The organism is Kitasatospora sp. NPDC051170 (assembly GCF_044455705.1).
Classification (GTDB): domain Bacteria; phylum Actinomycetota; class Actinomycetes; order Streptomycetales; family Streptomycetaceae; genus Kitasatospora.
On the sequence record NZ_JBITFA010000003.1, the window covers coordinates 162,343 to 187,546 of the forward strand.

At 73.3% G+C, this 25,204-nt stretch carries 21 protein-coding genes; 7 read left to right on the forward strand and 14 right to left on the reverse strand.

Features of this window, described 5'->3' with window-relative positions:
* Positions 1-57: 57 nt before the first annotated feature.
* The 7 genes from ACIBCA_RS07775 to ACIBCA_RS07805 form a co-directional block, all read right to left on the reverse strand.
* Positions 58-660 (reverse strand): hypothetical protein, encoded by a 603-nt coding sequence (locus tag ACIBCA_RS07775; RefSeq protein ID WP_396281946.1) that lies wholly within the window; start codon positions 658-660, stop codon positions 58-60.
* 168 nt (positions 661-828) lie between these two features.
* Positions 829-1,632 carry an exodeoxyribonuclease III gene (locus tag ACIBCA_RS07780; protein ID WP_396281947.1) on the reverse strand — a complete coding sequence of 268 codons (804 nt, stop codon included), beginning with the start codon at positions 1,630-1,632 and terminating at the stop codon, positions 829-831.
* 220 nt (positions 1,633-1,852) lie between these two features.
* Entirely contained in the window at positions 1,853-3,640 is a 1,788-nt protein-coding gene (gene ggt, locus ACIBCA_RS07785) for a gamma-glutamyltransferase (RefSeq protein WP_396281948.1), read from the reverse strand.
* 234 nt (positions 3,641-3,874) lie between these two features.
* Positions 3,875-4,981, reverse strand: a complete 1,107-nt coding sequence (locus ACIBCA_RS07790; protein ID WP_396281949.1) for an ROK family glucokinase — start codon at positions 4,979-4,981, stop codon at positions 3,875-3,877.
* Entirely contained in the window at positions 4,978-5,808 is an 831-nt protein-coding gene (locus ACIBCA_RS07795) for an ATP-binding cassette domain-containing protein (RefSeq protein WP_396281950.1), read from the reverse strand. Before ACIBCA_RS07795 ends, ACIBCA_RS07790 begins: the two co-directional genes overlap by 4 nt.
* Positions 5,805-6,842, reverse strand: coding sequence for an ABC transporter permease (locus ACIBCA_RS07800; protein WP_396281951.1), 1,038 nt, complete (start codon positions 6,840-6,842; stop codon positions 5,805-5,807). Before ACIBCA_RS07800 ends, ACIBCA_RS07795 begins: the two co-directional genes overlap by 4 nt.
* Positions 6,839-7,858: a substrate-binding domain-containing protein gene (locus tag ACIBCA_RS07805; RefSeq protein ID WP_396281952.1), complete on the reverse strand. Its 1,020-nt coding sequence runs from the start codon at positions 7,856-7,858 to the stop codon at positions 6,839-6,841. Before ACIBCA_RS07805 ends, ACIBCA_RS07800 begins: the two co-directional genes overlap by 4 nt.
* Positions 7,859-8,167: 309 nt before the next feature.
* Between ACIBCA_RS07805 and ACIBCA_RS07810 the strand changes: the two genes are divergently transcribed.
* On the forward strand, positions 8,168-9,295 hold the full coding sequence (locus ACIBCA_RS07810) for an alpha/beta hydrolase (protein ID WP_396281953.1): 1,128 nt from the start codon (positions 8,168-8,170) through the stop codon (positions 9,293-9,295).
* A 72-nt stretch (positions 9,296-9,367) separates the two neighbouring features.
* Here ACIBCA_RS07810 and ACIBCA_RS07815 read toward each other — a convergent pair whose 3' ends face one another.
* Positions 9,368-11,026: a PucR family transcriptional regulator gene (locus ACIBCA_RS07815; RefSeq protein WP_396281954.1), complete on the reverse strand. Its 1,659-nt coding sequence runs from the start codon at positions 11,024-11,026 to the stop codon at positions 9,368-9,370.
* Between the two features lie 342 nt (positions 11,027-11,368).
* Between ACIBCA_RS07815 and ACIBCA_RS07820 the strand changes: the two genes are divergently transcribed.
* The 6 genes from ACIBCA_RS07820 (at position 11,369) to ACIBCA_RS07845 (ending at position 18,410) form a co-directional block, all read left to right on the forward strand.
* Positions 11,369-12,256, forward strand: a complete 888-nt coding sequence (locus ACIBCA_RS07820) for an FAD binding domain-containing protein (RefSeq protein ID WP_396281955.1) — start codon at positions 11,369-11,371, stop codon at positions 12,254-12,256.
* Positions 12,253-12,762, forward strand: a complete 510-nt coding sequence (locus ACIBCA_RS07825) for a (2Fe-2S)-binding protein (protein WP_396281956.1) — start codon at positions 12,253-12,255, stop codon at positions 12,760-12,762. The genes ACIBCA_RS07820 and ACIBCA_RS07825 overlap by 4 nt, the downstream gene beginning before the upstream one ends.
* Positions 12,763-12,791: 29 nt before the next feature.
* Positions 12,792-15,125, forward strand: coding sequence for a xanthine dehydrogenase subunit D (gene pucD / locus ACIBCA_RS07830; RefSeq protein WP_396282390.1), 2,334 nt, complete (start codon positions 12,792-12,794; stop codon positions 15,123-15,125).
* A 166-nt stretch (positions 15,126-15,291) separates the two neighbouring features.
* On the forward strand, positions 15,292-16,716 hold the full coding sequence (locus tag ACIBCA_RS07835; RefSeq protein WP_396281957.1) for an NCS2 family permease: 1,425 nt from the start codon (positions 15,292-15,294) through the stop codon (positions 16,714-16,716).
* A gap of 107 nt (positions 16,717-16,823) precedes the next feature.
* Positions 16,824-18,008, forward strand: a complete 1,185-nt coding sequence (locus tag ACIBCA_RS07840) for an XdhC family protein (RefSeq protein ID WP_396281958.1) — start codon at positions 16,824-16,826, stop codon at positions 18,006-18,008.
* An 84-nt stretch (positions 18,009-18,092) separates the two neighbouring features.
* A complete protein-coding gene (locus tag ACIBCA_RS07845; protein WP_396281959.1) occupies positions 18,093-18,410 on the forward strand; it encodes a hypothetical protein in 318 nt (105 codons plus the stop codon).
* Here ACIBCA_RS07845 and ACIBCA_RS07850 read toward each other — a convergent pair.
* The 6 genes from ACIBCA_RS07850 to ACIBCA_RS07875 form a co-directional block, all read right to left on the reverse strand.
* Positions 18,391-19,005: a LysE family translocator gene (locus ACIBCA_RS07850; protein ID WP_396282391.1), complete on the reverse strand. Its 615-nt coding sequence runs from the start codon at positions 19,003-19,005 to the stop codon at positions 18,391-18,393. The genes ACIBCA_RS07845 and ACIBCA_RS07850 overlap by 20 nt on opposite strands.
* Positions 19,006-19,199: 194 nt before the next feature.
* The gene (locus tag ACIBCA_RS07855) at positions 19,200-20,924 is read right to left on the reverse strand and encodes an SDR family oxidoreductase (protein WP_396281960.1); all 1,725 of its coding nucleotides are present in this window, start codon (positions 20,922-20,924) and stop codon (positions 19,200-19,202) included.
* Positions 20,921-21,823, reverse strand: a complete 903-nt coding sequence (locus tag ACIBCA_RS07860; RefSeq protein WP_396281961.1) for a M24 family metallopeptidase — start codon at positions 21,821-21,823, stop codon at positions 20,921-20,923. Before ACIBCA_RS07860 ends, ACIBCA_RS07855 begins: the two co-directional genes overlap by 4 nt.
* A 16-nt stretch (positions 21,824-21,839) precedes the next feature.
* Positions 21,840-22,928 carry a PDR/VanB family oxidoreductase gene (locus ACIBCA_RS07865; RefSeq protein ID WP_396281962.1) on the reverse strand — a complete coding sequence of 363 codons (1,089 nt, stop codon included), beginning with the start codon at positions 22,926-22,928 and terminating at the stop codon, positions 21,840-21,842.
* A 190-nt stretch (positions 22,929-23,118) separates the two neighbouring features.
* On the reverse strand, positions 23,119-24,033 hold the full coding sequence (locus tag ACIBCA_RS07870; RefSeq protein ID WP_396281963.1) for a metal-dependent hydrolase: 915 nt from the start codon (positions 24,031-24,033) through the stop codon (positions 23,119-23,121).
* Between the two features lie 246 nt (positions 24,034-24,279).
* Positions 24,280-25,059: an IclR family transcriptional regulator gene (locus ACIBCA_RS07875; protein WP_396281964.1), complete on the reverse strand. Its 780-nt coding sequence runs from the start codon at positions 25,057-25,059 to the stop codon at positions 24,280-24,282.
* Positions 25,060-25,204 lie beyond the last annotated feature (145 nt).

Consider the following 25,204-nt stretch of genomic DNA (forward strand, 5'->3'; position numbering starts at 1 on the left):
CCGGTCCCTCACGGGCTCCGGCGGCGCGGTGGATGCGGCGCGGTGGGGGCGTCGGCCTCAGGCACCGCGCCGCCGGAGCAGCCAGAAGCCGCCGACGCCGCCCGCCACCAGGGCGAGTCCTCCGGCCAGCTCCGCCGGGTCCGCGGCGACGGAGCCGCCGAGGCCCGTCTGGACGGCGCCGTGCGGGGCGACCTGCTGGCTCGCGGCGCCGGACTGGCCGAGCGAACCGGCCCACTCCCCGGCCGCCTTGCCCCAATCGCCCAGCCCCTTGTCGCCCAGCCCCTTGTCGGGCGAGGTGAGGCTGCTGACCGTGACGGTGACGCTGGTCGAGAAGGCGCCGCCGTCCGGGCAGGTCCCGTCCACCTTGCTGTCCCCGGCGTGCTCGCCGGCCAGCCGGGCGGAGCCGGTGTGCCTGCCGTCCGCGCCGAGGGTGAGGGTGGCAGGGCCGCCCTCGAAGGCGGCGGAGCGGGCGGTGATGGTCTTGGCGTCGGGCTTGTCCGACTTCTCACAGGAGACCGTGACCGTCACGGTCTGGCCCGGTGCGGCCTGGGACGGGCTGACCGAGGCCGAGCCGTCCCTGGCCGATGCGAGGGGGGCCGTCAGACCGGTCAGCACCGCGGCGCCGATCAGAGCGGCGGCGGCCGTACACGTGGGGCGCATGCCGGAACCTCCGGGATTCTCGGGCACGGCCGGGGACTCCCATGTCTCCGTAGTCGAACAACCGTGCCCGGTCACTCCCTGAAGGTAGGCAGCCACCAGGGGTGCGGCCACCGCTCAGGACCGTTCGGGTTACCGCCCGTCACACCGCGTGAGACCGGGGACCGCGGCTCACAGGTCCAGGTCGACGACGACCGGGGCGTGGTCCGAGGTGCCCTTGCCCTTGCGGGCCTCCCGGTCGACGTAGCTGTCGGTGACGGCGTCGGCGAAGGGCTTGTTGGCGTAGGTGAGGTCGATCCTTATCCCGCGGTTCTTGGGGAAGGCCAGCTGGCGGTAGTCCCAGTACGTGTACGGGTGGTCGTACTTGAGCGGACGGGGCATCACGTCCTGCAGGCCGATCCCGCCCAGGGCGGCCAGGGCGGCGCGCTCGACCGGGGTGACGTGGGTCAGGCCCTCGAAGGCGGCGACGTCGTAGACGTCCTCGTCGGTGGGGGCGATGTTGAAGTCCCCGAGGACGGCGAAGGGGCGCTCCCCCGCCGCGTCCTCGACGCTCGCCGCGCGCAGGGCCTCCAGCCACTCCAGCTTGTAGTGGTAGTGCGCGTGGTCGACCTCGCGGCCGTTGGGCACGTAGACCGACCAGACGCGCACCGGGCCGCAGGTGGCGGCGATGGCGCGGGGCTCGACGTCGGCCAGCAGGGCGCCGTCCGCGAGGTACCCGGGCTGGCCGGGCAGGTCGCGGACGACGTCCTCGAGGCCCAGGCGGGAGACGATGGCCACGCCGTTCCACCGGCCGGTGCCGTGCGCGGCCGTCTCGTACCCGAGGGCGCGCACCTCCTCGTACGGGAAGGCGTCGGCCGCGCACTTGAGCTCCTGGAGGCAGAGCACGTCGGGCTTGGCGCTCTCCAGCCACTCCAGGAGCTTGGGCAGCCGTGCGGTGACGGAGTTGATGTTCCAGGTGGCGATGCGGACGGTCACTGCGGGCGGCCTTCCCGGTGGTTCGACGCGGACGGGGTGGGCCTCCCCTGCGGGAGGACCACCCCGAACATACCGCCCGGGACCGACAGGTCCGGCGGCCCCGGCGTTCCGGGCCGGGAATCCCGCAGCGCCCGACCGGCGCCCGACCGGCGCGCGACCGGCCGTCGGGGCGCCTGCGGCTGTCAGCGCGCCCGCGCCCGTCACAGCGCGCCCGCGGCCGTCAGCGCGCGGGCGTGACCACCGCCGCGGAGCCGCCCCCGCGCCGCACCGGCTCGGCGGCGGCGACCCAGCGGCCGTCCGGCAGCCGCTCGACGCCGGTGGCGGCGCCGATCTCCGGGGTGGAGGCGAAGGTGTGCCCCAGTGCCTCCAGCCGGGCCCGCTCGGGCAGGGCCAGGAAGCCCGGCTCGGCCTGGGTGGCGGCGCTGTTGCGCTGGCTGGCGCGCGGCGCGGCGATCGCCTGCTCCAGGCTCAGGCCCCGGTCGAGGCGGCCCAGCAGCACCTGCAGGGTGGTGGTGATGATGGTCGCGCCGCCCGGGCTGCCGGTGGCGAGCAGCGGCTCGCCGTCGCGCAGCACGATCGTCGGCGACATCGAGGAACGCGGCCGCTTGCCGGGGCCGGGCAGGTTGGGGTCGGGGACGCCGGGGGCGAGCGGGGCGAAGTCGAAGTCGGTGAGCTCGTTGTTGAGCAGGAAGCCGCGGCCGGGGACGGTGATGCCGCTGCCGCCGGTCTGCTCGATGGTGAGGGTGTACGAGACGATGTTCCCCCAGCGGTCGGCGACCGTCAGGTGGGTGGTGTTGGGGCCCTCGTACGGCTCGGGGACGGCCTGGCCGGTGTCGGCGCAGTCGGCGGGGTGGCGCGGGTCGCCGGGGGCGAGCGGGCTGGTGAGGGCCCGGTCGGGGCTGATCAGGCAGGCCCGGGAGGCGGCGTAGCGCTCGGAGAGCAGTTCCCTGGTCGGGACGTCGCTGAAGGCCGGGTCGCCGACCCAGCGGTTGCGGTCGGCGAAGGAGATCCGGGACGCCTCCAGGAAGTGGTGGTAGTACTGCGTGGCGCTGTAGTCCGACAGTTCGCCGTCCTCCAGGATGTGCAGCGCCTCGCCGACGGTGGTGCCGCCGGAGCTGGAGGGGGCCATCGAGTAGACGTCGTAGTCGCGGTAGGCGACGTGGGTGGGGGCCTGGCGGCGCACCTGGTAGGCGGCGAGGTCGGCGGCGTCCACCTTGCCGGGGCGGGCCTTGCGGCCCGAGGCCGGGTCGACCGGCGGGTGCTGCACGGTGGCGGCGATGTCCTGGGCCAACTGGCCCCGGTAGAAGGCGTTCACGCCGTCCTTGCCGAGCAGCCGGTAGGTGGCGGCGAGGTCGGGGTTGCGCAGGAGGCTGCCGGTCTCGGGGGGCTTGCCGCCGGGGAGGAACAGCTTGGCGGTGGCGGGGAAGTCCTTGAACCGGGCGAGGTTGTCGGCCGTCTGGCCCCGGAAGGTGTCGTCGACGACGAAGCCGTCGTCGGCGATCCGCTCGGCGGGGCGCAGGTTCTCGGCGAGCGAGCGCCTGCCCCACTGGCGCAGCGCCGCGTCCCAGGTGGCCGGGGTGCCGGGGACGCCGACGGACAGGCCGCTGGTGACGGCGTCGGCGAAGGGCAGCGGCTTGCCGTCCTCCAGGAACAGCCCGGAGTCGGCGGTGCGGCCGGCGACCTCCCGGCCGTCGATGGTGTGCACCCGGCCGGTGGCGTGGTCGTAGTAGACGAAGTACCCGCCGCCGCCGATGCCGGAGGAGTACGGCTCGGTGACCCCGAGGGCGGCGGCCGCGGCCACCGCGGCGTCCACGGCGTTGCCGCCCTGACGCAGCACCTCGATGCCGGCGGCCGTGGCGTCCGCGTCGACGGTGGACACCGCGCCGCCCCAGCCCACCGCCTCGGGGGCCTTGGGCGGCGGCGCGGCCGCGCCGGCGGGGCCGGTGGTGGCCCAGACCAGGGCCGTGGCGGCTAACAGTGACGGTACGAGACGGGCCAGAGCCCTCATGCGAGTCCTCCTGAGTCGACGTCATCTCCGTTGTTACCCCGGGCCCGTCGATGGGACAACCGCCTGGTGTGACGAACAGATGACAGTGGACGGGAAACGGATGTCGTCGCACAGATGTCAGCGCACAGATGTCAGCGAACGGATGTCAGCGAACATAGAACGTTCTCTGTTCGCCGACATCTGACATCTGTTCGCCGACTTCTGTTCGCCGACTTCTGAAACCCGTCCGCCGACCTACAGCGCGCTGCGCTCCACCCGCCGCCGCTTGATGGTGCGGAAGCGCCGCGCCACCTGCCGGGCGAGGTCGGCCGCGCCGACCAGGCCCGCCTCGTTGCCGAGGGCCGCGTGGACGATCGTCGCCTCCGGCCGGAAGCCGCGCCCGGTGAGGGTGCGGCGGAAGGTGTCGCGCGCCGGGGCGAGCAGCAGGTCACCGGCCTCGGAGACGCCGCCGCCGATGACGAAGCGGCCCGGGTCGAGGGCGGCGGCCAGGTTGGCGATGCCGACGCCCAGCCAGGTGCCGACCTCGTAGAGCAGCTCGGTCGCCGTCGGGTCGCCGTCCTGCGCGGCCTCGGTGACCAGCGGTCCGGTGATGCCCTCGACCGACCCGCCCGCCCGGGCGAGCAGCGGCTGCACCACCGGGGACTCCTCGGCGACCAGCTCCCGGGCGTCGCGCACCAGCGCGTTGCCGGAGGAGTACTGCTCCCAGCAGCCGCGGTTGCCGCAGGGACAGCGGTGGCCGCCGGGCAGCACCTGCATGTGCCCGAACTCCCCCGCCAGGCCGTACTTGCCCCGGTCGACGTACCCGTCGCGCACGACGGCGCCGCCGATGCCGGTGCCGAGGGTGAGCATCACCATGTGGTCCTCGCCCCGGCCGGCGCCGAAGCGCCATTCGGCCCAGGCGGCGGCGTTGGCGTCGTTCTCGACGATCACCGGGAAGCGCAGCCGCTCGCTGAGGGCCTGCTGGAGCGGCTCGTTGCGCCAGTTGAGGTGCGGGGCGAACAGCACCCGGGAGCGGTCGGCGTCGACCCAGCCGGCCGCGCCGATGCCCACGGCGTGGACGTCGTGGCGGTCGGCGAGCTGGAGCACCAGCTCGACGATGACGTCCTCGACGACCTTGGCGCTCTTGCTCTTGTGGGGGGTGTCGGTGCGCAGCTTCTCCAGCACCTTGCCCTCTCCGTCCACGACTCCGGCGACGACCTTGGTGCCGCCGATGTCGACACCGATGGTGGGCAGGCGCAGTATCCCGGCGGGCAGGGCGCGGCGGCGGCGCTCGGCGCGCGGGCCGAGGCCCAGCAGGGTGGGCAGGACGGGCGGCCGGGTGCCGCCGTGGGCGGTGGTCACGGCTGCGGGCGCTCCTCACGGGGGTCGGTGGCAGAGGGTCGGGCCAGCTCGTGGGAGAGCTCGGCGAGGTCGGAGCCGCCGGCCATCTCGGTGGTGAGCTGTTCGAGGCCGATCGCGTCGCGCGGGTGGCTGCCGGCCATCCTCCCCCGCTTGAGCAGGGTGAAGTGGTCGCCGACCAGGTAGGCGTGGTGCGGGTTGTGGGTGATCAGGACGACCCCGAGCCCGGCGTCGCGGGCGGCGGTGACGTACTTGAGGACCACTCCGGACTGCTTGACGCCCAGCGCCGCCGTCGGCTCGTCGAGGATGAGCACCTTGGCGCCGAAGTGGACGGCCCGGGCGATGGCCACGCACTGGCGCTGCCCGCCGGAGAGGGTGCCGATCGGGCGGTCGACGTCGTGCAGGTCGATGCCCATGGCGGCGAGCGCCTCGCGGGTGGTGGCGCGCATGCCGTCGGCGTCCAGGCGCAGCCCGCCCCAGCGGCGCAGGCCGCGTTCGGAGCCGAGGAAGAAGTTGCGCCAGACCGGCATCAGGGGGACGACGGCGAGGTCCTGGTAGACGGTGGCGATGCCGAGGTCCAGGGCCTGGCGCGGGGAGTCGAGGCGGACCTCCTGCCCGCCGACGGTGTAGACGCCCTCGTCGTGCCGGTGCAGCCCCGCGATGATCTTGATCAGGGTGGACTTGCCGGCGCCGTTGTCGCCGAGCACGCAGCTGATCTCGCCGGCGTGCAGGGTCAGCGAGACGTCCTGGAGGGCGCGCACCGTCCCGTAGGTCTTGCCGACGCCGTCGAGGGAGAGGAGTTCCGAGGTGCCCGTCTGTTCGGTGCTCATCGCGGCCCCCGTTCGGCCTGGCGCTTGACGAAGGCGTTGAGCAGCGCGGCCAGCAGCAGCATCGCGCCGAGGAAGAACTTGAACCAGTCCGGGTTCCACTGGGCGTAGATGATGCCCTTGCTGGCCATGCCGAAGATCAGCGCGCCGAGCGCGGAGCCCGCCACCGAGCCGTAGCCGCCGGTGATCAGGCAGCCGCCGATGACGGCCGCGACGATGTAGATCAGCTCGTTGCCGACGCCCTCGCCGGACTGCACGGTGTCGAAGGAGAACAGCAGGTGCTGCCCGAGCACCCAGGCGCCGAAGCCGACGCCGAGGTAGAGGACGGTCTTCGTCCGGGCGACGGGCACGCCGACGGCGCGGGCGGCCTCGGCGTCGCCGCCGACGGCGAAGACCCAGTTGCCGAAGCGGGTGCGCAGCAGCACCCAGCTGCCGACGGCGAGCAGGCCAAGCCACCACCAGACGGTGGCCTTGACGGTGAGCCCGCCGAGGTCGACCTCGGAGGCGAACAGCCACCGGCAGGTCTCGAAGCCCTGCATGTCGGCGATGGACTTGGTGGAGACGGTGCCCGAGATCGCCTTGGTGACACCGAGGTTGGCGCCGGTGAGCATCAGGAAGGTGCCCAGCGTGACGATGAAGCTGGGCAGCCCGGTGCGGCCGAGCATCCAGCCGTTGAACCAGCCGAACGCCAGGGTGACGGCCAGCGAGACCAGGGCGCCGACCCAGGTGACGGCGGTGAACTGGTAGGAGACCATCGAGGAGGTCAGCGCGGCGGTGGTGACCAGCACGCCGGCCGACAGGTCGAACTCGCCGCCGATCATCAGCAGGGCTACGGGCACGGCCATGATGCCGATGGTGGAGGCCGCGTAGAGCACGGTGCCCAGCGAGGAGACCCGCAGGAAGGGCTCGGCGACGGCGGCGAAGACGGTGAACACCGCGACGGCGGCGATCAGCGAGCCGAGTTCGGGCCGGGCGAGGAGGCGGCGCAGGGCGGCCGGGCGGTCCTGGACGAGCAGGTCGGGGGCGGCGGTGCTCACCTGGTCCCCCTCGCGACGTACTCGGCGAGCTTGTCGGCGTCGTCCTTGGTGAGGATCTGCGGGCCGGTCTCGACGGGCTTGCCGCCGCCGAGCATGTCGAGGTTGGAGCGGTAGAGCCAGAGCAGGTCGACGCCCTCGTAGCCCTGGAGGTAGGGCTGCTGGTCGACGGCGAAGCCGACGGCGCCGGACTTGAGCCCGGAGACGACCTGCGGCCCGAGGTCGAAGGTGTCCAGCTCGACGGCCCGGTGGGCGTCCTGGACGGCCTGCAGACCGGTGGCGGCCATGGGGCCGGAGAGGGTGAGGACGGTGTCGAGGGACGGGTCGGCCTGGAGCTTGGCGGAGATCGCGGCGCGGGCGTCGGGCATGTTGACGCCGTTGACGTAGAGCGTCTGGAAGCCGGCGCCGGCCTTGGCCTGGGCCCCGCCGCAGCGCTGCTCCTGGCCGACGTTGCCCTGCTCGTGGATGACGCACAGCACGTTCTTGCGCCCGCGCGCGGCCAGTTCGGTGCCGGCGGCCTGGCCGGCGGTGGTCTCGTCCTGGCCGATGTGGGTCAGGGCGCCGAACTTCGCGGAGAACTCCTGGCCGGAGTTCACGGTGATGACGGGGATGCCCGCGGCCTTGGCCTTGCCGAGGACCTCGGCCATGGCGTCGCCCTTGGCGAGGGTGACCAGCAGGCCGTCGACCTTCTGGTCGATGGCGGCCTGGACGAGCTGGACCTGGTTCTGGGTCTGCGCGTCGTTGGAGTACAGGAAGGTGATGTTGTCCTTGGCGGCGGCCTGCTCGGCGCCCTTGCGCACGCTGTCCCAGAAGGCGTCGCCGGCTCCGGCGTGGGTCACCATGGCGACCTTCCAGCGCGGGGTGGTGACGGCGCCGCCGCCGGCGGCCGCGGCCTTGGCGCGGGCCTCCTCGGCGCGTCTGCCTCCGGTACTGCTGCAACCGGCCGCGGTGACCGCGAGGGCCAGGACGGCGCACACGGGCCAGAAGCGGCGGGACGGGCGAAAGCGGGTTGTGCTCATCCCCATAGTCTCTCTGCCCGGGCCGCGCGGGTGCGCACCGCCTCGCCCGGTGGCGCGCGACGCGCCCGGGGTAGGGTTCTCCGGGGACGGATTCTGGAAGTTCGCTGAGCATCCGGTCGGGACGTCCTCCGTCCGGGTGGCAGACTATGGGCCGACCCGAAAGGGGGGCGGCACGGTCACGTGATGTTCCTCTCAGGTTCCGCCCAGATTCGGACGGCAACCGATCACCGGTTTCTCACCGTCTGATGTATTGGAGTGCGTTCGGGCGAGTGGGGCCCGGGCGGCCAGCTACCCGGATACGAGAACTTGATGCAACTCACAGGTACGCCATTCTTCATCCTCACCGTCATCCTCGTGCCGGTGTCCATCGCGGTGGCGCTGCTGTTCTGGGGCAAGGTCCGCGGCCCGAATCCGGTGCGCATCCTCTCCCGCCTGGTCATGATCATGTTCTGCCAGGTGACGGCCGTGCTGATGGTCTTCGTGATGGTGAACAACGCGAACCTGATCTACGGAAACTGGGACGACCTCCTCGGCACCGGCGACCACGTCCGGGCCGTGCCCTCGGTGGCCCCGCTGGACCCGAACGGGCACCAGGCCGGCGGCGGTGACCCCGCCAAGCAGCCGAAGGTGACCCAGAAGTTCAGCTCGGTCGACGACCGGCTGGTCCCCAAGGACGTCCAGAAGACCGACCTCAAGGGCCAGGTCTCCGGCGTCGACGGCGAGGTGCTGGTCTGGCTGCCGCCGCAGTACGACGACCCGGCGTTCAAGGACAAGAAGTTCCCGGTCGTCGAGCTGATCCCCGGCTTCCCCGGCTCCTCCTCCACCTGGTACGGCAGCCTCAAGGTCTCCGAGCAGCTCAAGCCGCTGATGCAGCAGGGCAAGGTCGCCCCCTTCATCCTCGTCACCCCGCGCACCGTGCTCCTGGGCAGCAACCAGGACGCGGGCTGCACCGACATCGCCGGCAAGATCAACGCCGACGCCTGGGTCACCCGGGACGTGCCGCAGATGGTGCTGGACAACTTCCGCGCCGACCCGAACCCGGACCGCTGGGGCATCGCCGGCTACTCCGCGGGCGCCCACTGCGCGATCAAGCTGGCGGTGGCCCACCCCAACCGCTACCGCGCCGCGATCTCGCTGTCCGGCTACAACGACCCGGCCAACGAGCCGGACTCCCTCGTCGGCAAGGACCCGAAGCTGCGCGAGGCCAACAACCCGGTCACCATCCTCAAGACCGCCCAGACCCCGCCGAAGGTCTCGCTGCTGATCACCGGCAAGAAGGGCGACGGCCTGGAGGACGCCCAGGCGGTCGCCGCGGCGGCCAAGGAGCCGACGAAGGTGCAGATCCAGGAGACCAACGGCCCGCACACCACCGACATGTGGAAGACGATGGTGCCGGGCGTCTTCGAGTGGCTGACCACGGTCATCCCGCCGCAGTAGCAGCCGCAGTAAGCAGAGCAGGGCCCGCCGCGAGCGATCGCGGCGGGCCCTGCCGCGTACGGGGGCCGCGGCTCAGGCCAGTTCGAGGGCCAGGTAGAAGTCCACCCGGTCCTCCAGCCGGGACAGGTCCCGGCCGGTCAGCTCCTCGATCCGCCCGATGCGGTAGCGCAGCGTGTTGACGTGGACGTGCAGCTGCCCGGCGCAGCGCGTCCAGGAGCCGTCCGAGCGCAGGAACGCCTCCAGGGTGCGCACCAGGTCCGCCTGGTGCTCCAGGTCGTAGGCGATCACCCTGTCCAGCAGCCGGGCGCGGAAGGCCCGACGGACCTCGTCCGGGACGGCGGCCAGCAGCAGGACGTGCGAGGCCAGCTCCTCGGGGCCGGCCACGCAGACCCGGCCGATCCGGGCGGCGGCGATGCGGCGGGCGTGGCGGGCCTCCTCCAGGGCGCCGCGCAGGCCCCCGGCCTCGGCCGCGGGTGCGGAGACGCCCAGGGTGATGCGGCCCTCGGAGCCGAGCCCGGCCTCCAGCGGGGCGAGCAGGGCGCGCAGCGCGTCGGCGGGCACCGGGCCCTCCTCGGCGGGCAGCACCACCACGGCGCCGCTGCCCGTACCGGCGACCAGGGCGCGGTCGGTGGTGCCGCCGAGCGCCTCCTCCAGGACGGCCCGCACCGCGCCCTCGGGCAGGCCCGTGCCCTCGGCGCTGAGGACCAGCCAGGAGCCCTCCCCCTCTTCGGACTTGGGGTCGGCGGCCTCGTAGCGGGCGGCCATCGCCGAGGAGGCGTAGAGGGCGCGGCCGATCTCGGCCGGGTCGGCGTCGCGGCGCAGCAGGGCGAGCAGCTCGTCGGCGATGCGGCGGCGCAGCCGGCGGCCCTCGTCGCGGCGGTGGCGCTCGGCGGCGACGAGGCGGGCGAGGTTCTCGGCGAGCTGCTGGCGCTTGGGCGTCCACTCGGTGACGTCCCCGGCGACGACGAGCATCCAGTCGGCCAGCGGGCAGTCGACCGGCGGCCGCTCGGGGTCGGCCGAGGCGGAGGCCGACGGGACTGGGGCTGACGGGACGGGGGCCGACGGGACGGGCGCGGGCGCGGGCAGCAGCGAGTAGAAGCCGTCGGCGAGGCGGGCCCGGTGCGGGGGGCGGCTGCGCCGGCGCTGGGCGCCGAGGTGGGCGCGCACCAGCTGGTCGCGGTCGGCCCCGCTCAGCCGCTCGGCGGGGCCGGCGATCACGGCGCCGGTGGGGGTGAGCACCCAGCAGTCGAGGTCGAGGTCGCCGCCGAGGAGGTCGAGGACGGCGTCGAGCCCGCCGCCCCCGGCGGCGGAGACCAGCAGGCGGTGGCGGTCGACCAGGGCGGAGAGGTCGGCGGCGCGGTCGGCGGAGACCTGGCGGCCGATGAACTCGGTGACGGTGCCGAAGGCGATGTCGTCGGGGACGGCGAGCAGCGGCATCCGGTGGCGGCGGCAGGCCTCGACCAGGTCCTCGGGGACGGGGCCGACCTCGGCCTCCCCGGCGGCGATGGCGACGGCGCCGCCGGCCGCGAGGGTGCGCACGAAGCGCTCGGAGTCGGCGGGGCCGGTGCGCCAGAGCATGCCGGTGAGCACCAGTTCGCCGCCGTGCAGGTAGCGGCCCGGGTCCTGGAGGTCCGTGGTCATCACGCCGCCGACCTGCCGGTCCAGCTCCTCCTCGGCCGCGAGCAGGCGCAGTCGGGGGGCGCCGGGGGCGAGCAGGTCACGGACGCGCATCCGCGGACTCCTTAGGACGGGCTGGGGGTGTGGGGGTGTCGGGGTGGGGTGGGGTGGGGTGACAGTGTGCCCGATCGTCCGGGCCGGGGTGAGCGAGTCGGCGAACCCATCGGATCACGGGCCCGTGGCCCCTTCGTCACGGCCGGATTACGGTCGTAGGTGGCACCCGGAGAACGTCCGCGCCGCGGCAGACGTGCCGCTTAGAGGAACGTACAGGATGCCGGGCCCGACCACAGCCGGGGCTTCATACATCCGGTGACTGCCAGTGGGCCGCGTCACAGCGGTTCACTGGGCGACACGCCGCCGGAGCCCCGGCGGGCGAGAACTTGAGGAGACACCCGCATGGAGTTCCTTCGGCCCGCCACCTGGGACGAGGCGCTCGCGGCGAAGGCCGTTCACCCGGGCGCGACGGCGATCTCGGGCGGCACGGACGTGATGGTCGAGCTGAACTTCGACGTGCACCGGCCCGCCGCGATCCTCGACCTGAACCGCGTCACCGAGCTCACCGAGTGGTCGATCGAGGCGGGCGTCGTACGCCTGGGCGCCGCCGTCCCGTACGCCAGGATCATCGAGGAGCTGTCCGGGCCGCTGCCCGGGCTGGCGCTCGCGGCCCACACCGTGGGCTCGCCGCAGATCCGCAACCGCGGCAGCGTCGGCGGCAACCTGGGCGCCGCCTCCCCGGCCGGCGACTCGCACCCGGCGCTGCTGGCGGCCGGGCGGGACGTGTACGTCGAGGCGGCCTCGGTGCGCGGCACCAGGCTCATCCCGATCGACGACTTCTACGTCGGCGTGAAGCGCAACAGCCTGGAGCCGGACGAGCTGATCAGGGCGGTGCGCATCCCCGTCGCCGACGGGCCGCAGCAGTTCTCGAAGATCGGCACCCGCAACGCCATGGTCATCGCGGTCTGCGCGTTCGGCTTCGCCCTGCACCCGAAGGACGGGACGGTCGGCACGGGCATCGGCTCGGCCGCCCCCACCCCGCGCCGCGCCGTCGAGGCCGAGGAGTACCTGGCCGGCGTGCTCGCCGAGCGCGGCCTGTGGGCCACCGGCGCCCTGCTGGGCCCCGAGGTGGTCCGGCGCTTCGGGGAGCTGGTCAGGGCCGCCGCCTCCCCCATCGACGACGTCCGGGGCACCGCCGAGTACCGGCGCCACGCGCTGGCCGTCATGGCCCGGCGCACCCTCACCTGGTGCTGGAACGACTACCGCAAGCAGATTGGGAGCGCGGCATGAGGGTCACGTTCACCGCCAACGGCAGGCCCGTCGAGGCCGACGACGTGTGGGAGGGCGAGAGCCTGCTGTACGTGCTGCGCGAGCGCGTCGGGCTGCCCGGGTCGAAGAACGCCTGCGAGCAGGGCGAGTGCGGCTCCTGCACCGTCTACCTGGACGGCGTGCCGGTCTGCTCCTGCCTGGTCGCGGCCGGGCAGGTGCAGGGCCGCGAGGTGCGCACCGTCGAGGGACTGGCCGGTGAGGAGGGCGAACTCGGCCTCGTCCAGCAGGCGTTCGTGGACGCCGGGGCCGTGCAGTGCGGCTTCTGCACCCCCGGGCTGCTGGTGCAGACCGACGCGCTGCTGGAGCGCGACGCCCAGCCGGGCGACGACGACATCCGCGAGGCGCTGTCGGGCAACCTGTGCCGCTGCACCGGCTACGAGAAGATCATGGACGCGGTGCGGCTCGCCTCGGCCCGCAAGTGCGCCGGGCACACCGGGAGTTCGAAGAGCGCTGGGAGTTCGAAGTGAGCACGCGCAGCCTCCAGGGCCAGAAGAACCTGCAGAACATCCACCAGGCGGCCGGGGACGGCATCGGCGGCTCGCCGCTGCGCCCGGACGGGGCGCTCAAGGTGCGCGGCGAGTTCGCGTACTCCTCCGACCTGTGGCACGAGGACATGCTCTGGGGCATGGCCCTGCGCTCGCCGCACCCCCGGGCGAACATCCTGTCCGTGGACATCTCCGAGGCGCTGAAGGTGCCCGGGGTGTACGCGGTGCTCACCCACGAGGACATCCCCGGCGCCAAGTACTACGGCCTGGAGATCGCGGACCAGCCCGCGCTGGCGATCGACAAGGTCCGCTACCACGGCGAGGCGATCGCCCTGGTCGCCGCCGACCACCCGGAGACGGCCCGGCGGGCGGTGGCCAGGATCGCCGTCGAGTACGAGGTGCTCGACCCGATCGTGACCGAGGAGCAGTGTCTTCACCCGGAGACCTACGGGTACGTGCACGAGCCCCACGAGTACAAGTCCCACGCGCACGGCAACATCTGCCACGAGCAGCACCTCGTCTCGGGCCTCGGCGTCAGCGAGGAGGTGCGGGCCCTGGCGGACGTCGTGGTCAGCGGGGACTACGAGGTCGGCATGCAGGACCAGGCGTTCCTGGGCCCCGAGTCGGGCCTGGCCGTGCCGGCCGAGGACGGCGGCGTCGACCTGTACATCGCCACCCAGTGGCTGCACGTGGACCGCCAGCAGATGGCCCCGGTGCTCGACCTGCCGGAGGAGAAGGTCCGCCTGACCCTGGCCGGGGTGGGCGGGGCCTTCGGCGGCCGCGAGGACCTGTCGATGCAGATCCACGCCTGCCTGCTGGCGCTGCACACCGGCAAGCCCGTCAAGATCGTCTACTCCCGGGACGAGTCCTTCTTCGGCCACGTCCACCGCCACCCGGCGCGGATGCACTACGAGCACGGCGCCACCCGCGACGGCAAGCTGGTCTACGCGGACTGCCGGATCGTGCTGGACGGCGGCGCGTACGCCTCCGCCTCGCCGGCCGTGGTCGGCAACGCGGCCTCGCTCGGGCACGGCCCGTACGTCATCCCCAACGTGCGGATGCACGCCGTCGCGCTCTACAGCAACAACCCCTCCTGCGGGGCGATGCGCGGCTTCGGGGCGGTGCAGGCGGCCTTCGGCTACGAGTCGCAGATGGACAAGCTGGCGGCCGAACTCGGCATGGACCCGGTCGAGTTGAGGCAGCTCAACGCCGTCACCCAGGGCGACCGGATGCCGACCGGGCAGGAGATCGACGCGCCCGCGCCGGTGGCCGAACTGCTGCGCCGCGTCAAGGACATGCCGCTGCCTCCGCCGCTGGACACGGATCACCCGGACGTGCGGCGGCTGCCCGGCGCGCTCTCCAACACCTCGCACGGCGAGGGCATCGTGCGCGGGGTCGGGTACTCCGTCGGCATCAAGAACGTCGGCTTCTCCGAGGGCTTCGACGACTACTCCACCGCCCGGGTGCGGCTGGAGGTGATCGGCGGCGAGCCCGTCGCCCTGGTGCACACCGCGATGGCCGAGGTCGGGCAGGGCGGCGTCACCGTGCACGCGCAGATCGCCCGCACCGAGCTGGGCGTGGAACGGGTCACCATCCACCCCGCCAACACCGAGGTGGGATCGGCCGGTTCGACCTCCGCCTCGCGCCAGACGTACATGACCGGCGGCGCGGTGAAGCTGGCCGCCGAGGCCGTACGGCACGAGCTGATCGACAAGGGGCGCCGGCGCTACGGCTGGACGCAGCAGGACCTCTCGCTGGCCGGCGGCAAGGTCGTCTCGGCGAGCGCGGGCGTGCTCACCTCCGTCGTGGACCTGCTCGGGGACGAGGCGATCGACCTCACCCGCGAGCACCACCACCGGCCCACCGAGGCGTTCGACAAGGTCACCGGGCAGGGCTTCGGCCACGTCCAGTACACCTTCTGCGCCAACCGCGCCGTCGTCGACGTGGACGTGGAGCTGGGCCTGGTCAAGGTCGTCGAACTGACCGCCGTCCAGGACGTCGGCCGGGCGCTCAACCCGCTCTCCGTCGTCGGCCAGATCCAGGGCGGCTGCACGCAGGCGCTCGGGCTCGCGGTGATGGAGGAGATCATCGTGAAGGACGGCAAGGTGCGCAACGCCTCCTTCACCGACTACCTCATCCCCACCATCCTGGACACCCCGCCGATCCCGGTGGAGATCCTCGAACTGCCCGACCCCCACGCGCCGTACGGGCTGCGCGGGGTCGGCGAGGCGCCGACCGTCTCGGCGACGCCCTCGATCGTGGCGGCGATCCGCAACGCCACCGGTCTGGCCCTGAACCGGATTCCCGTCCGGCCGGAACACCTGACCACCGAACAGCCCGGCTAGCTCCGGGAGTTGCCGTCGCCGTGCGCCCACGCCGGGGCGCGCGGCGACGCCACCGAACACCCCCACCCATCGTGAGCCGAAGCGTCCCCCTGCACCGCCGTCCGGAGTTGACGAGCCGTCAGGTCGGCTCGCCCACCCCAACCCCCATTGACACTTGGGAGTGGACATGACCCGGATACCCACCGGAGCTCTGGACGCCTATTTCAAGATCTCCGCCCGGGGATCGACCCTCGCCTCCGAACTGCGCGGTGGACTCACCACGTTCATGGCGATGGCCTACATCATCCTGCTCAACCCGCTCATCCTCGGCGGCGCCGACGTCACCGGCGCCAAGCTCGACCACGCCGCGCTGACCACCGCCACGGCCTTCGCCGCCGCCGTCACCACCCTGCTGATGGGCTTGGTCGGCAACGTGCCGCTGGCGCTGGCCGCCGGACTGTCCGTCTCCGGCGCCGTCTCCGCGCTCGTCGTGCCGCACACCACCTGGCCGCAGGCCATGGGCCTGTGCGTGATCTACGGGCTGCTGATCGTGCTGCTGGTGGTCTCAGGGCTGCGCGAGAGGATCATGAACGGGATCCCGCTGCCGCTCAAGCACGCCATCACCATCGGCATCGGCCTGTTCGTCACCGTCATCGGCCTCTACAAGGCCGGGTTCGTGCACACCGGCGGGCCCACCCCGCTCTCCCTCGGCCCCGCCGGGGAGCTGACCGGCTGGCCGGTGCTGGTCTTCTGCGCCACCCTGCTGGCGATCTTCGTGCTGATGGCGCGCGGCGTCCGGGGCGCGATCCTGCTCGGCATCGCCGGCGGGACGGTGCTCGCCGTGGCCGTCAACAGGCTGGCCCACGTGCCCGCCTCGGAGTGGAAGAGCTCCGTGCCCGTATGGCCGGGAAGTCCGGTCTCCGCCCCCGACTTCGGACTCTTCGGCCACATCGACCTGTTCGGCGCCTTCGGCGCGCAGGGCTCGGGCGGCGGGGGGATGGGGGCGATCAGCGCCTCCGTCGCCGTGTTCACCCTCGTCCTCGCCGGGTTCTTCGACGCCATGGCCACCATCATCGGCGTCGGCACCGAGGCCGGGCTCGCGGACGACCGCGGCCGGATGCCCGGCCTCTCCCGGGCGCTGCTCGTCGACGGCGCCGGCGGCGCGGTCGGGGGCCTGGCGGGCGCCTCCGGACAGACGGTGTTCGTCGAATCCGCGACCGGCGTCGGCGACGGCGCCCGCACCGGGCTCGCCTCCGTCGTCACCGGCTCGCTGTTCGCGCTGATGCTGTTCTTCTCGCCGCTGGCCGGGATCGTCCCCGTGGAGGTCGCCTCGGCGGCGCTGGTGGTGATCGGCGCGATGATGATGAGCCAGGCCCGCCACATCGACTGGGCGGACCGGGACGTCGCCGTCCCCGCGTTCCTGACCTGCGTACTGATGCCGTTCACGTACAGCATCACCGCGGGCGTGGCGGCCGGGGTCGTCTCGTACACCGTGATCAAGGCCGGACGGGGGCGGTGGCGCGAGCCCGGGGTGCTGATGTGGGTGCTGACCCTCGTCTTCGTCGGGTACTTCGCGCTGACGCCCGTGAAGTCGTGGCTGGGCGTTCAGTAGATCGTTCCGGCTGGGCGTTCCCCCCGGCACCCGCCGCCGTACGGGATCGTTTCCCGTACGGCGGCGCCCCCGCTACTGTCGACCATGTGTGAGGAGAGCGGTACGTCATGCAGGACATCGCCGAACAGCTACGGGCCTGGCACGCGGCCGGGCGCGCGTTCGCCGTGGCCACCGTCGTCGGGGTGACGGGCAGCGCCCCGCGCGATCCCGGGGCGGCGCTGGCCGTCGGCGCTGACGGCGAGGCGGTGGGCAGCGTCTCCGGCGGGTGCGTGGAGGGCGCGGTGTACGAGCTGTGCCGGGCGGCCGTCGAGAGCGGCGAGCCGGTGCTCGAACGCTTCGGGTACAGCGACGAGGACGCCTTCGCCGTCGGGCTGACCTGCGGCGGAGTCCTCGACGTGTTCGTGCAGCCCGTCGTCCCCGGCGCCGACACCGCCCTGGACGCGGCCTTCGCGCTCATCTCCGACGGCGAGCCCGTCGCCCTCGCCCGCGTCATCGCCGGGCCCGGCGACCTCGTCGGCGCGGCCCTGGCCGTCACCGCCACCGGGCAGCACGGGGCGCTGGCCGTCGGGCCGTCCACCGTCGGCCCGCTCGAGCGGGCCATCGCCGCCGAGGCCCGCGCCATGCTGGACGCCGGGCGCACCGGGCAGCTCGTCCTCGGCCTCGACGGGCGGCCCTGCGACGAGCACGGGCACGGCACCGTCACCTGCTTCGTCGAGTCCTACGTGCCCGCGCCCAGGATGCTGGTCTTCGGGGCGATCGACTTCGCCGCCTCGGTGGCGCGGATCGGCGCCTTCCTCGGCTACCGGGTCACCGTCTGCGACGCCCGTCCCGTCTTCGCGACGAAGCGGCGCTTCCCCGACGCGGACGAGGTGGTCGTCGACTGGCCCCACCGCTACCTGGACTCCCAGCTCGGCCGGATCGACGGGCGCACCGTGCTGTGCGTGCTCACCCACGACGCCAAGTTCGACGTCCCGCTGCTGGAGCGCGCCCTGCGGCTGCCCGTCGGCTACGTCGGGGCCATGGGCTCGCGGCGCACCCACCGCGAACGGCTGGCCAAACTGCGCGAGGCCGGCCTCACCGACACCGAACTGGCCCGGCTGCGCTCCCCCATCGGCCTCGACCTGGGCGCGCGCACCCCGGAGGAGACGGCCGTCTCCGTCGCCGCCGAGATCGTCGCCCACCGGCGCGGCGGCAGCTGCCTGCCGCTGAGCGCGGGCGAGGGGCCGATCCACCACGACGCCGCGCGCCCCGCCGAGGACGACGGCGCGGCGCCCGGGGCGCACGCCGCCTGAACCGCGTCACGTTGCGTGGCCACCGCAGCGGCGGGAGGCTGGAGTTGCGGACTCGCCCCGAGCCCGGGGAAGGAGCAGGGGATCATGCGTGCCCTGCTGGAGATCGACCTCGACACCGAGACCACGAACAAACTCATCAAGGACGGCACGGCCGCCCAGGCCATCCAACAGATCCTCGGCCAACTCAAGCCCGAGGCTTCCTACTTCCACGCCCGCAACGGCCGCCGCTCGATGGTGCTGATCGTCGACCTGGAGGACGAACCGTCCGTCGTCACCACCTGCGAGCCGTTCTGGGTACAGCTCGGCGCCGAGGTCGAGCTGTACCCGTGCATGAACGCCGACGACCTCGCCGAGGGACTGAAGCGGCTCGCGGCGGCCGACGCTAGTCCAGCGCCAGCCTGACACCGAGACCCATCACGACCGTGCCGGTCACCCGGTCCATCAGGCGCCGGGCGGCCGGACGGCGCAACCAGCCGCCCAGGGCCCGGGCGAAGGCGACCAGGACGGCCGACCACAGCACGCCCTCCACGACGTGGACGCAGGTCAGTGCCACACCGGCGGCGAAGTGCGGCACCCCGGCCGGGATGAACTGCGGCAGCACGGCCACGTAGAACACGCCGACCTTGGGGTTGAGCAGATTGGTGACCGTACCGCGCCGCCACCCGTACACGAACCCGCCCTCGGCCGGCCCGCCCTCCTCGTCCGCCGCCCCACCGGCGCGGCTGCGCAGCAGGCCCACACCGATCCACACCAGATAGGCCGCCCCGGCCCACCGCAGGATCTCGTACGCCACCTGCGAGGCGGTCAGCAGCGCCGTCACCCCGGCCGACGTCAGCGTCCCCCACAGCAGACACCCGGTCTGCACCCCGAGCACCACCCCCCACGCCTGCCGCCGGTGCCCCAGCGCGGACGTCCGCAGGATCAGCGCGGTGTCGATCCCGGGCGTGAGCGTGAACAGCCCCACGACGAGGGCGAAGGACCACAGAGCGGTTGTCATCTCCTCCATGGAAGGCATCGTACGAGGAGGCCCCCAGGTCGAAGCGGCGGGGCTGGTCCCTGTTCCCCTCGTCGGTGACCTGCCGGCGACCTGCCGACGACCTGTCGGCGACCTGTCGATGACCTGCCGATGGAGCGTACGGGTGGCGCCGTGCGCTCCTCGGGGTCTGGCGGGTTCCTGCGACTCCCAGGGTTTCAGGTGACATTGAGGCGCGCCGCCAGGCGCAGCAGGCCCGGGCTGAGGCGGCTCAGGAAGCGGGCGGCCTTGGCCTCGGGGGTGACGGGGACGACGGGCTTGCCGCTGCGCACGGCGCCCACGATCGCGGCGGCGACCTTCTCCGGCGGGAAGCCGCGGCGGGCGTAGAGGCGGGCCGCCCGGGCCTGCTTGGCGGCCTGTTCGGTGGCGGTGGTGGCGGAGAAGGTGGAGGTGTGGGTGATGTTGGTGTTGACGATGCCGGGGCAGATGGTGGAGACGCCGATGCCGTGCTCGACGAACTCCGCGCGCAGGCAGTCGGAGAGCATGAAGACGGCGGCCTTGCTGGTGGCGTAGGCGGTGAGCGCCTTGGAGGGCAGGTAGGCGGCGGCCGAGGAGACGTTGACCAGGTGGCCGCCCCGGCCGCGGTCGGCCATCAGGGTGCCGAAGGCGCGGCAGCCGTGGATGACGCCCCACAGGTTGACGTCCAGGACGCGCTGCCACTCCTTCTCGGTGGTCTGCAGGAAGGTGCCGGAGTGGCCGATGCCGGCGTTGTTGACCATCACGTCGGGCACGCCGTGCTCGGCGGCGACCTGCTGGGCGAACGCGTCCATCGCGGCGCCGTCGGAGACGTCCACCCGGTAGGCGTGGGCCTGCGGGCCGATCAGGGAGGCGAGTTCGGCGGTGCGCTCGGCGGCGGGCAGGTCGAGGTCGCAGACCACGACGCGGGCGCCCTCCTCGGCGAAGGCGAGCGCGGTGGCCCGTCCGATGCCGCTGCCGCCTCCGGTGACGACGACCAGGCGGCCGTCCTTCTCCGGTGAACCGCCCTGCTCGATGCGGGCGGTGAACTCGCGGACCAGGCCGGCCACGGTGGCTCCCTTCTCCAGCAGCGCCGACCAGTGGCCGGCGTGCAGTGTGCGTCGCGTCAGGTTCGGCACCCAGCGTTCGAGCCCCTCGGAGAGGAAGGGCGCGACGTAGCGGTCCCGGGTGAGGGTGATCAGCTGGACCGGCACCTCGGTGCGCCGCTCGCGCGGACTTCCCATCGTGGGGCGGAAGTTGGCGCGGTACAGCTCGATGCCGCGGACGGCGTCGCGGCGCAGGGTGGGCTGCGGGTGGCCGGCGCGGGGGGTGACGTGCTCGAGGTCGCGCAGCACCCTCGGCCAGGCGCGGGCCAGGCCCAGGCGCCAGACGCCGGGGGCGAGGTAGGGCAGGTGGAAGGCGGTGATGTACCAGGAGTGCAGGCCCTGGTTCAGCATCTGGCGCAGGTGGCGCGGGGTGGGGCGGCGCAGGCGGTGGCGCAGCCAGTGGCCCATGTGGTCCAGGCTCGGGCCGGACATGGTGGTGTAGGAGGCGATCCGGCTCTCGGCGCCGGGCGCGGTGACGGCCTCCCAGGACTGGACGGAGCCCCAGTCGTGGGCGAGCAGGTGCACCGGGCGGTCGGGGCTGACGGCGTCGGCGACGGCGAACAGGTCGGCGGCGAGGTGCTCCAGGCGGTAGCCGTCCCGGCCCGCGGGGGCGGCGGACTCGCCGGCGCCGCGGACGTCGTAGCGCACGACGTGGTGGTCGCGGGCGAGATCGGCGGCGATCTCGTCCCACACGACGTGGGTGTCGGGGTAGCCGTGGACGAGCAGGACGGTGGGGGCGTCCGGGTCGCCCTGCTCGAAGACGGCCAGGGGCAGGCCGCCGGAGTGGACGGTCCGGCGGCGGACGGGCGGGGTGCTGCTCATCGGGCGGGCTCCTCGGCGGGCTCGGCGGGCTCGGCGGTGGCTTCGGTCGCGTCGATCTTCGCGCCGGTGTCGGTACCGGTCCAGCGGCGGACGTGCGGGAGGTCGTCGTCGAGCCAGTAGGCGTCGTCCTCGGTGACCACCAGCAGTTCCTCGAACTTGATGCCCACGCCGCGGAAGCCGATGTGCGGCTCGACCGCCCACAGGCCCGGGGTGGGGGCGTGCCGGGAGGAGCGGCCGTCCGCCCACAGGGGTGAACGGCCGTGCAGTCGCTCGGAGATGAGCTCGCGGCCGAGGGTCTGAAGGGTGCGCACGCCGAAGCCGAACACGTTCACCCCGGCCGGGCCGCGGGCGGTGTTGCGGGTCACCTGGTGGCCGATCACCCGGCCCGGGTACACCTGGTGGCGGTTGTCGTAGCCGTGGGCGGCGATCTGGGCGTCGACGGCGGCGTACACCTCGTTCAGCGGCTTGCGGGCGCGGACCTCGGCGAGGATCAGCTCGCGGTAGACCTGGAGGTCGGCGGCGAGGCGGTCCCAGACCCTGTTCTCGCCGACCTTGCCGCCGTAGCCGATGTCGGCGGTGTAGCCGTCCACGACCGGGGCGCAGTCCAGGACGTACGGCATGCCCTCCTCCAGGCGGCGGTTGCCGGCGAAGAACTGCAGCGGGGTGTGGAAGTGGCGGAACGCCGTACGGTCGCCGAACCAGGCGAAGGGGACGTGGAAGAAGTCCTGCACCCCGGCGGCGACCAGGCGGCGGCGCAGCTCGGCGGTGGCCTGGCGCTCGGTGACGCCGGGCTCGATCCAGGCGGCGACCTGTTCGGCGCAGTGGTAGGCGAGTTGCTGGGTCTCGCGGAAGCGGGCGAGGTCGCGCTCGGTGTAGCGGAAGGCGGGGGTCGCTGCCATCGGGGGGCTTCTCCTTCTAGAGGTCGAGGACGAGGGTCTCGCCCTCGGCGGCCCGGGAGACGCAGGGCAGCAGGGCGCCGGCCTCGCGGCGGTCGGGGGTGAGGCGGCGATCCCGGTGCTCGGGGGTGCCGGACAGCACGCGGACCTCGCAGGTGCCGCAGAAGCCCTGGTGACAGGAGTACGGCAGGTCCGGGCGCCGCTCGCGCAGCACGTCCAGGGCGGAGCGGTCGGCGGGGACGTCGAGCGTCGGGCCGTCCGCGCCGAGGCGCACCGCGAAGGGCGCGCCGCCGGTGACCGGGGCGGCGCCGAAGCGCTCGAAGTGCAGGGAGGCGGCCGGGGACTCCTCCAGGGCGCCCTGGACGGCGGCGAGCATCGGGGCCGGGCCGCAGCAGTAGACGGCGGCGCCGCGCGGGGCGTGGGCGAGCAGTTCGGCGCCGGTGGGGACGCCGGCGTGCTCGTCGTCGGTGCGCAGCAGGACGCGTCGGGGGTCGAGGGCGCGCAGCTCGTCGGCGTACGGGAGGGTGTCGGCGCTGCGGCCGACGTGGACGAGGTGCCAGTCGAGGCCGTGGCGCTGCGCCTCGCGGGCCATGGGCAGCAGCGGGGTGATGCCGATGCCGCCGGCGAGGAGCAGGACGGCGGGTTCGGCGCAGAAGGCGAAGCCGTTGCGGGGGCGGCGGGCGGTGACCCGGCGGCCGGGGTGGAGGGCGTCGTGGACCTCGACGGAACCTCCGCCTCCGCCCGGCAGGCGGCGAACGGCGATGCGGTAGGCAGTGCGGTCGGCCGGGTCCCCGCTGAGGGAGTAGTGGCGCTCGCGGCCGGAGGGCAGGGCCAGGCGCAGGTGGGCGCCGGGCTGCCAGTGGGGCAGGGGGCCGCCGGAGGGGTCGGCGAGCGTCAGCTCGACGACGTCGGCGGCGAGGGTGCGGCGGCCGGTGACGACGAGCTGCAGCAGCGGGGTGGGGCGGCTGTACGGGCGGCGCGGGTTGCGGCGCAGGAGGGGCGAGCCCAGGGCGGGGCTGTAGCGGTCGGCGAAGGCGGTGAGCCGGCGCATGAAGGTGTCGGCGCGGGGGCGGCCGTAGAGGTCGGGGGGCGGGGTGAGCAGGTCCATCCGGGGCGGGTCCTTGGGGTGGGGTCGGGGGTGACGGGTTTCAGCAGACGGGTTTCAGATGTCGAATGGCAGATGTCAGATGTCAGATGTCGGCGAACGGTTTTCGTCAGCTGACATCTGTTCGCTGTTCGCTGTCATCCGTTCGCCGTTCGCCGTTAGCTGTTCGTCGTTAGCCGTTCGCCGACGGCTGTCAGCGCCCGGCGGCGGCGCGGGCGGCCGGGGAGGTGGCGAGGTAGCCGATGGCCTGGCTGGAGGACCCCTCCTGGGTGGGGTGGTAGCCGGGGCGAAGGTAGCGCAGCCCGGAGCGCACCGAGCGGATCGGGTCGGGCAGCAGCCCGCGGCGGGCGATGCGGCCGGCCTCGCGCCAGGTGGGCCTGAGCCGGCCGTGGAGGGTCGGGTCCGCGGCGAGGAGGAAGCGGGCGCCGCGCACCCACAGGTGCACGAGCAGGGGGCCCGAGACGAGCATCCCCCGCACCCGGCGCACGTAGCCCGGGTCGAGGTGGACCAGCAGGTCGAAGGCGACGCTGCGGTGCTCGACCTCCTCGGCGCCGTGCCAGCGCAGCAGGTCGAGCATCGTCGGGTCGGCCTGCGCCCGGTCCAGGCCCGGGGAGTTGAGGGCCCAGTCGCCGAGGAAGGCGGTGAAGTGCTCGATGGCCGCGATGAAGGCGACCCGCTCGATGACGTTCTCGCGCCGCCGCCGGGCCGACAGCCCGGGCTTGTCCCCGAGGACCCGCTGGAAGAGCCAGGCGATCTGACGCACGTACGGGCGCGGGTCGAGCCCCTGGCCGAGCATGTGGTCGAGGACCTCCTGGTGCGCCTCGGCGTGGATCGCCTCCTGCCCGATGAACCCGAGGACCTCCTCGCGCAGTTCCTCGTCCCGGATGAGCGGCAGCGCCTCCTTGAACACCTTGACGAACCAGCGCTCGCCCTCGGGCAGCAGCAGGTGCAGGACGTTGATGACGTGGGTGGCCATGGGCTCGTCGGGAATCCAGTGCAGCGGCAGCTGGGCCCAGTCGAAGCGGACGTCCCGGGGTTCCAGCACGAGACTGTCGTGCACGCGCGCGGCGGGGGCGGCGAGGGCGGGGACGGGGGTGGTTCGGGGCATGAGGGGCCCTCCTGACCTGGGGGCGACGGCTCGACTCTGGGCAACGTACTCGCGGGTAGCTCCCGGGACAAGAGTTTCGACCACCCTTATCGACATCGAGTCTAATAAGTGACCGGGGTGCCGATGCCAATCGATCGGAAACGAAAGGCCCGCGAAAGCAGCTGGAACGCAACCGGAGCGCAACCGGAAAGCGAACGGACCCCGCCGGACGGGAAACGTCCGAACAGGGCCCGTCGAGGAGGGTCCTCAGACCGCCATCGCCAGCATCAGCGGCGCCGCCCGGGCCGCCAGCAGTTCGGCGGCGGCCTTCAGCTTGTGCAGGTTGTCCGCCGGCATCGAGGTGGCCAGACAGCCGACCGTGCTGCCCGCCGTGATCGGCACGGCCGCGCACACCGTGCCCAGGGCGTACTCCTGGAGGTCCAGCACCGGCACGGTGGCCGGCTGCCGCTCCAGCCGGTGCATCAGCTGGTCGGCGTCGGTGACGGTACGGGAGGTGAGCCGGGCCACCGGGTGGCGGGAGAGGTGGTCACGCAGGGCGTCGGCGTCGAGCTGGCCGAGCAGGCACTTGCCGATCGCACTGGCGTGCGCCGTGGCCCGGAAGTCCACCCACTCCTGGACGGCGGGCGCGTGGTCGGCGGCCGAGACGGCCTCCACCGACAACTCCCCGTCGTGGTACCGGCTGAAGTAGACGGCCGCACCCAACTCGTCGCGCAGCTCGGCGAGTTTGCGGTTGAGGCGGGCCTTGACCAGCTGCTCCCGGTTGTGCTGCCCCAGCAGTGCGAAGGTGCCGCCGAGCACCCAACCGCCGTCCTGGCACTGGAGGTAGCCCTCGACCTCCAGCAGCTCGGCGAGCCGGCGCACGGTGGGCAGGCCGAGGGAGGTCTCCCGGGCGAGGGCGACCAGCGTCGCACCGTCCGGGTGCCGGTCGACCGCCTCCAGCAGTCTGAGGGCGTACCGCAGGGAGGTGAACGGGCCGCTGAGGCCCTGGTCCAGTGCGGCGTGACGACCCGTGGCTGGTGTCGACATGTCGTCCCCTTCCGATGTCCCCCACGGAGCGACCGCGGGCACCCTCCAGCCTATCGAGCGCGACGGCCCGGCAACTGCTGTCCGTGAATATCGGTGAACATTCCGTGCAGTCGCCGTACCACCCACGAGAATGCCCCGGACCGAA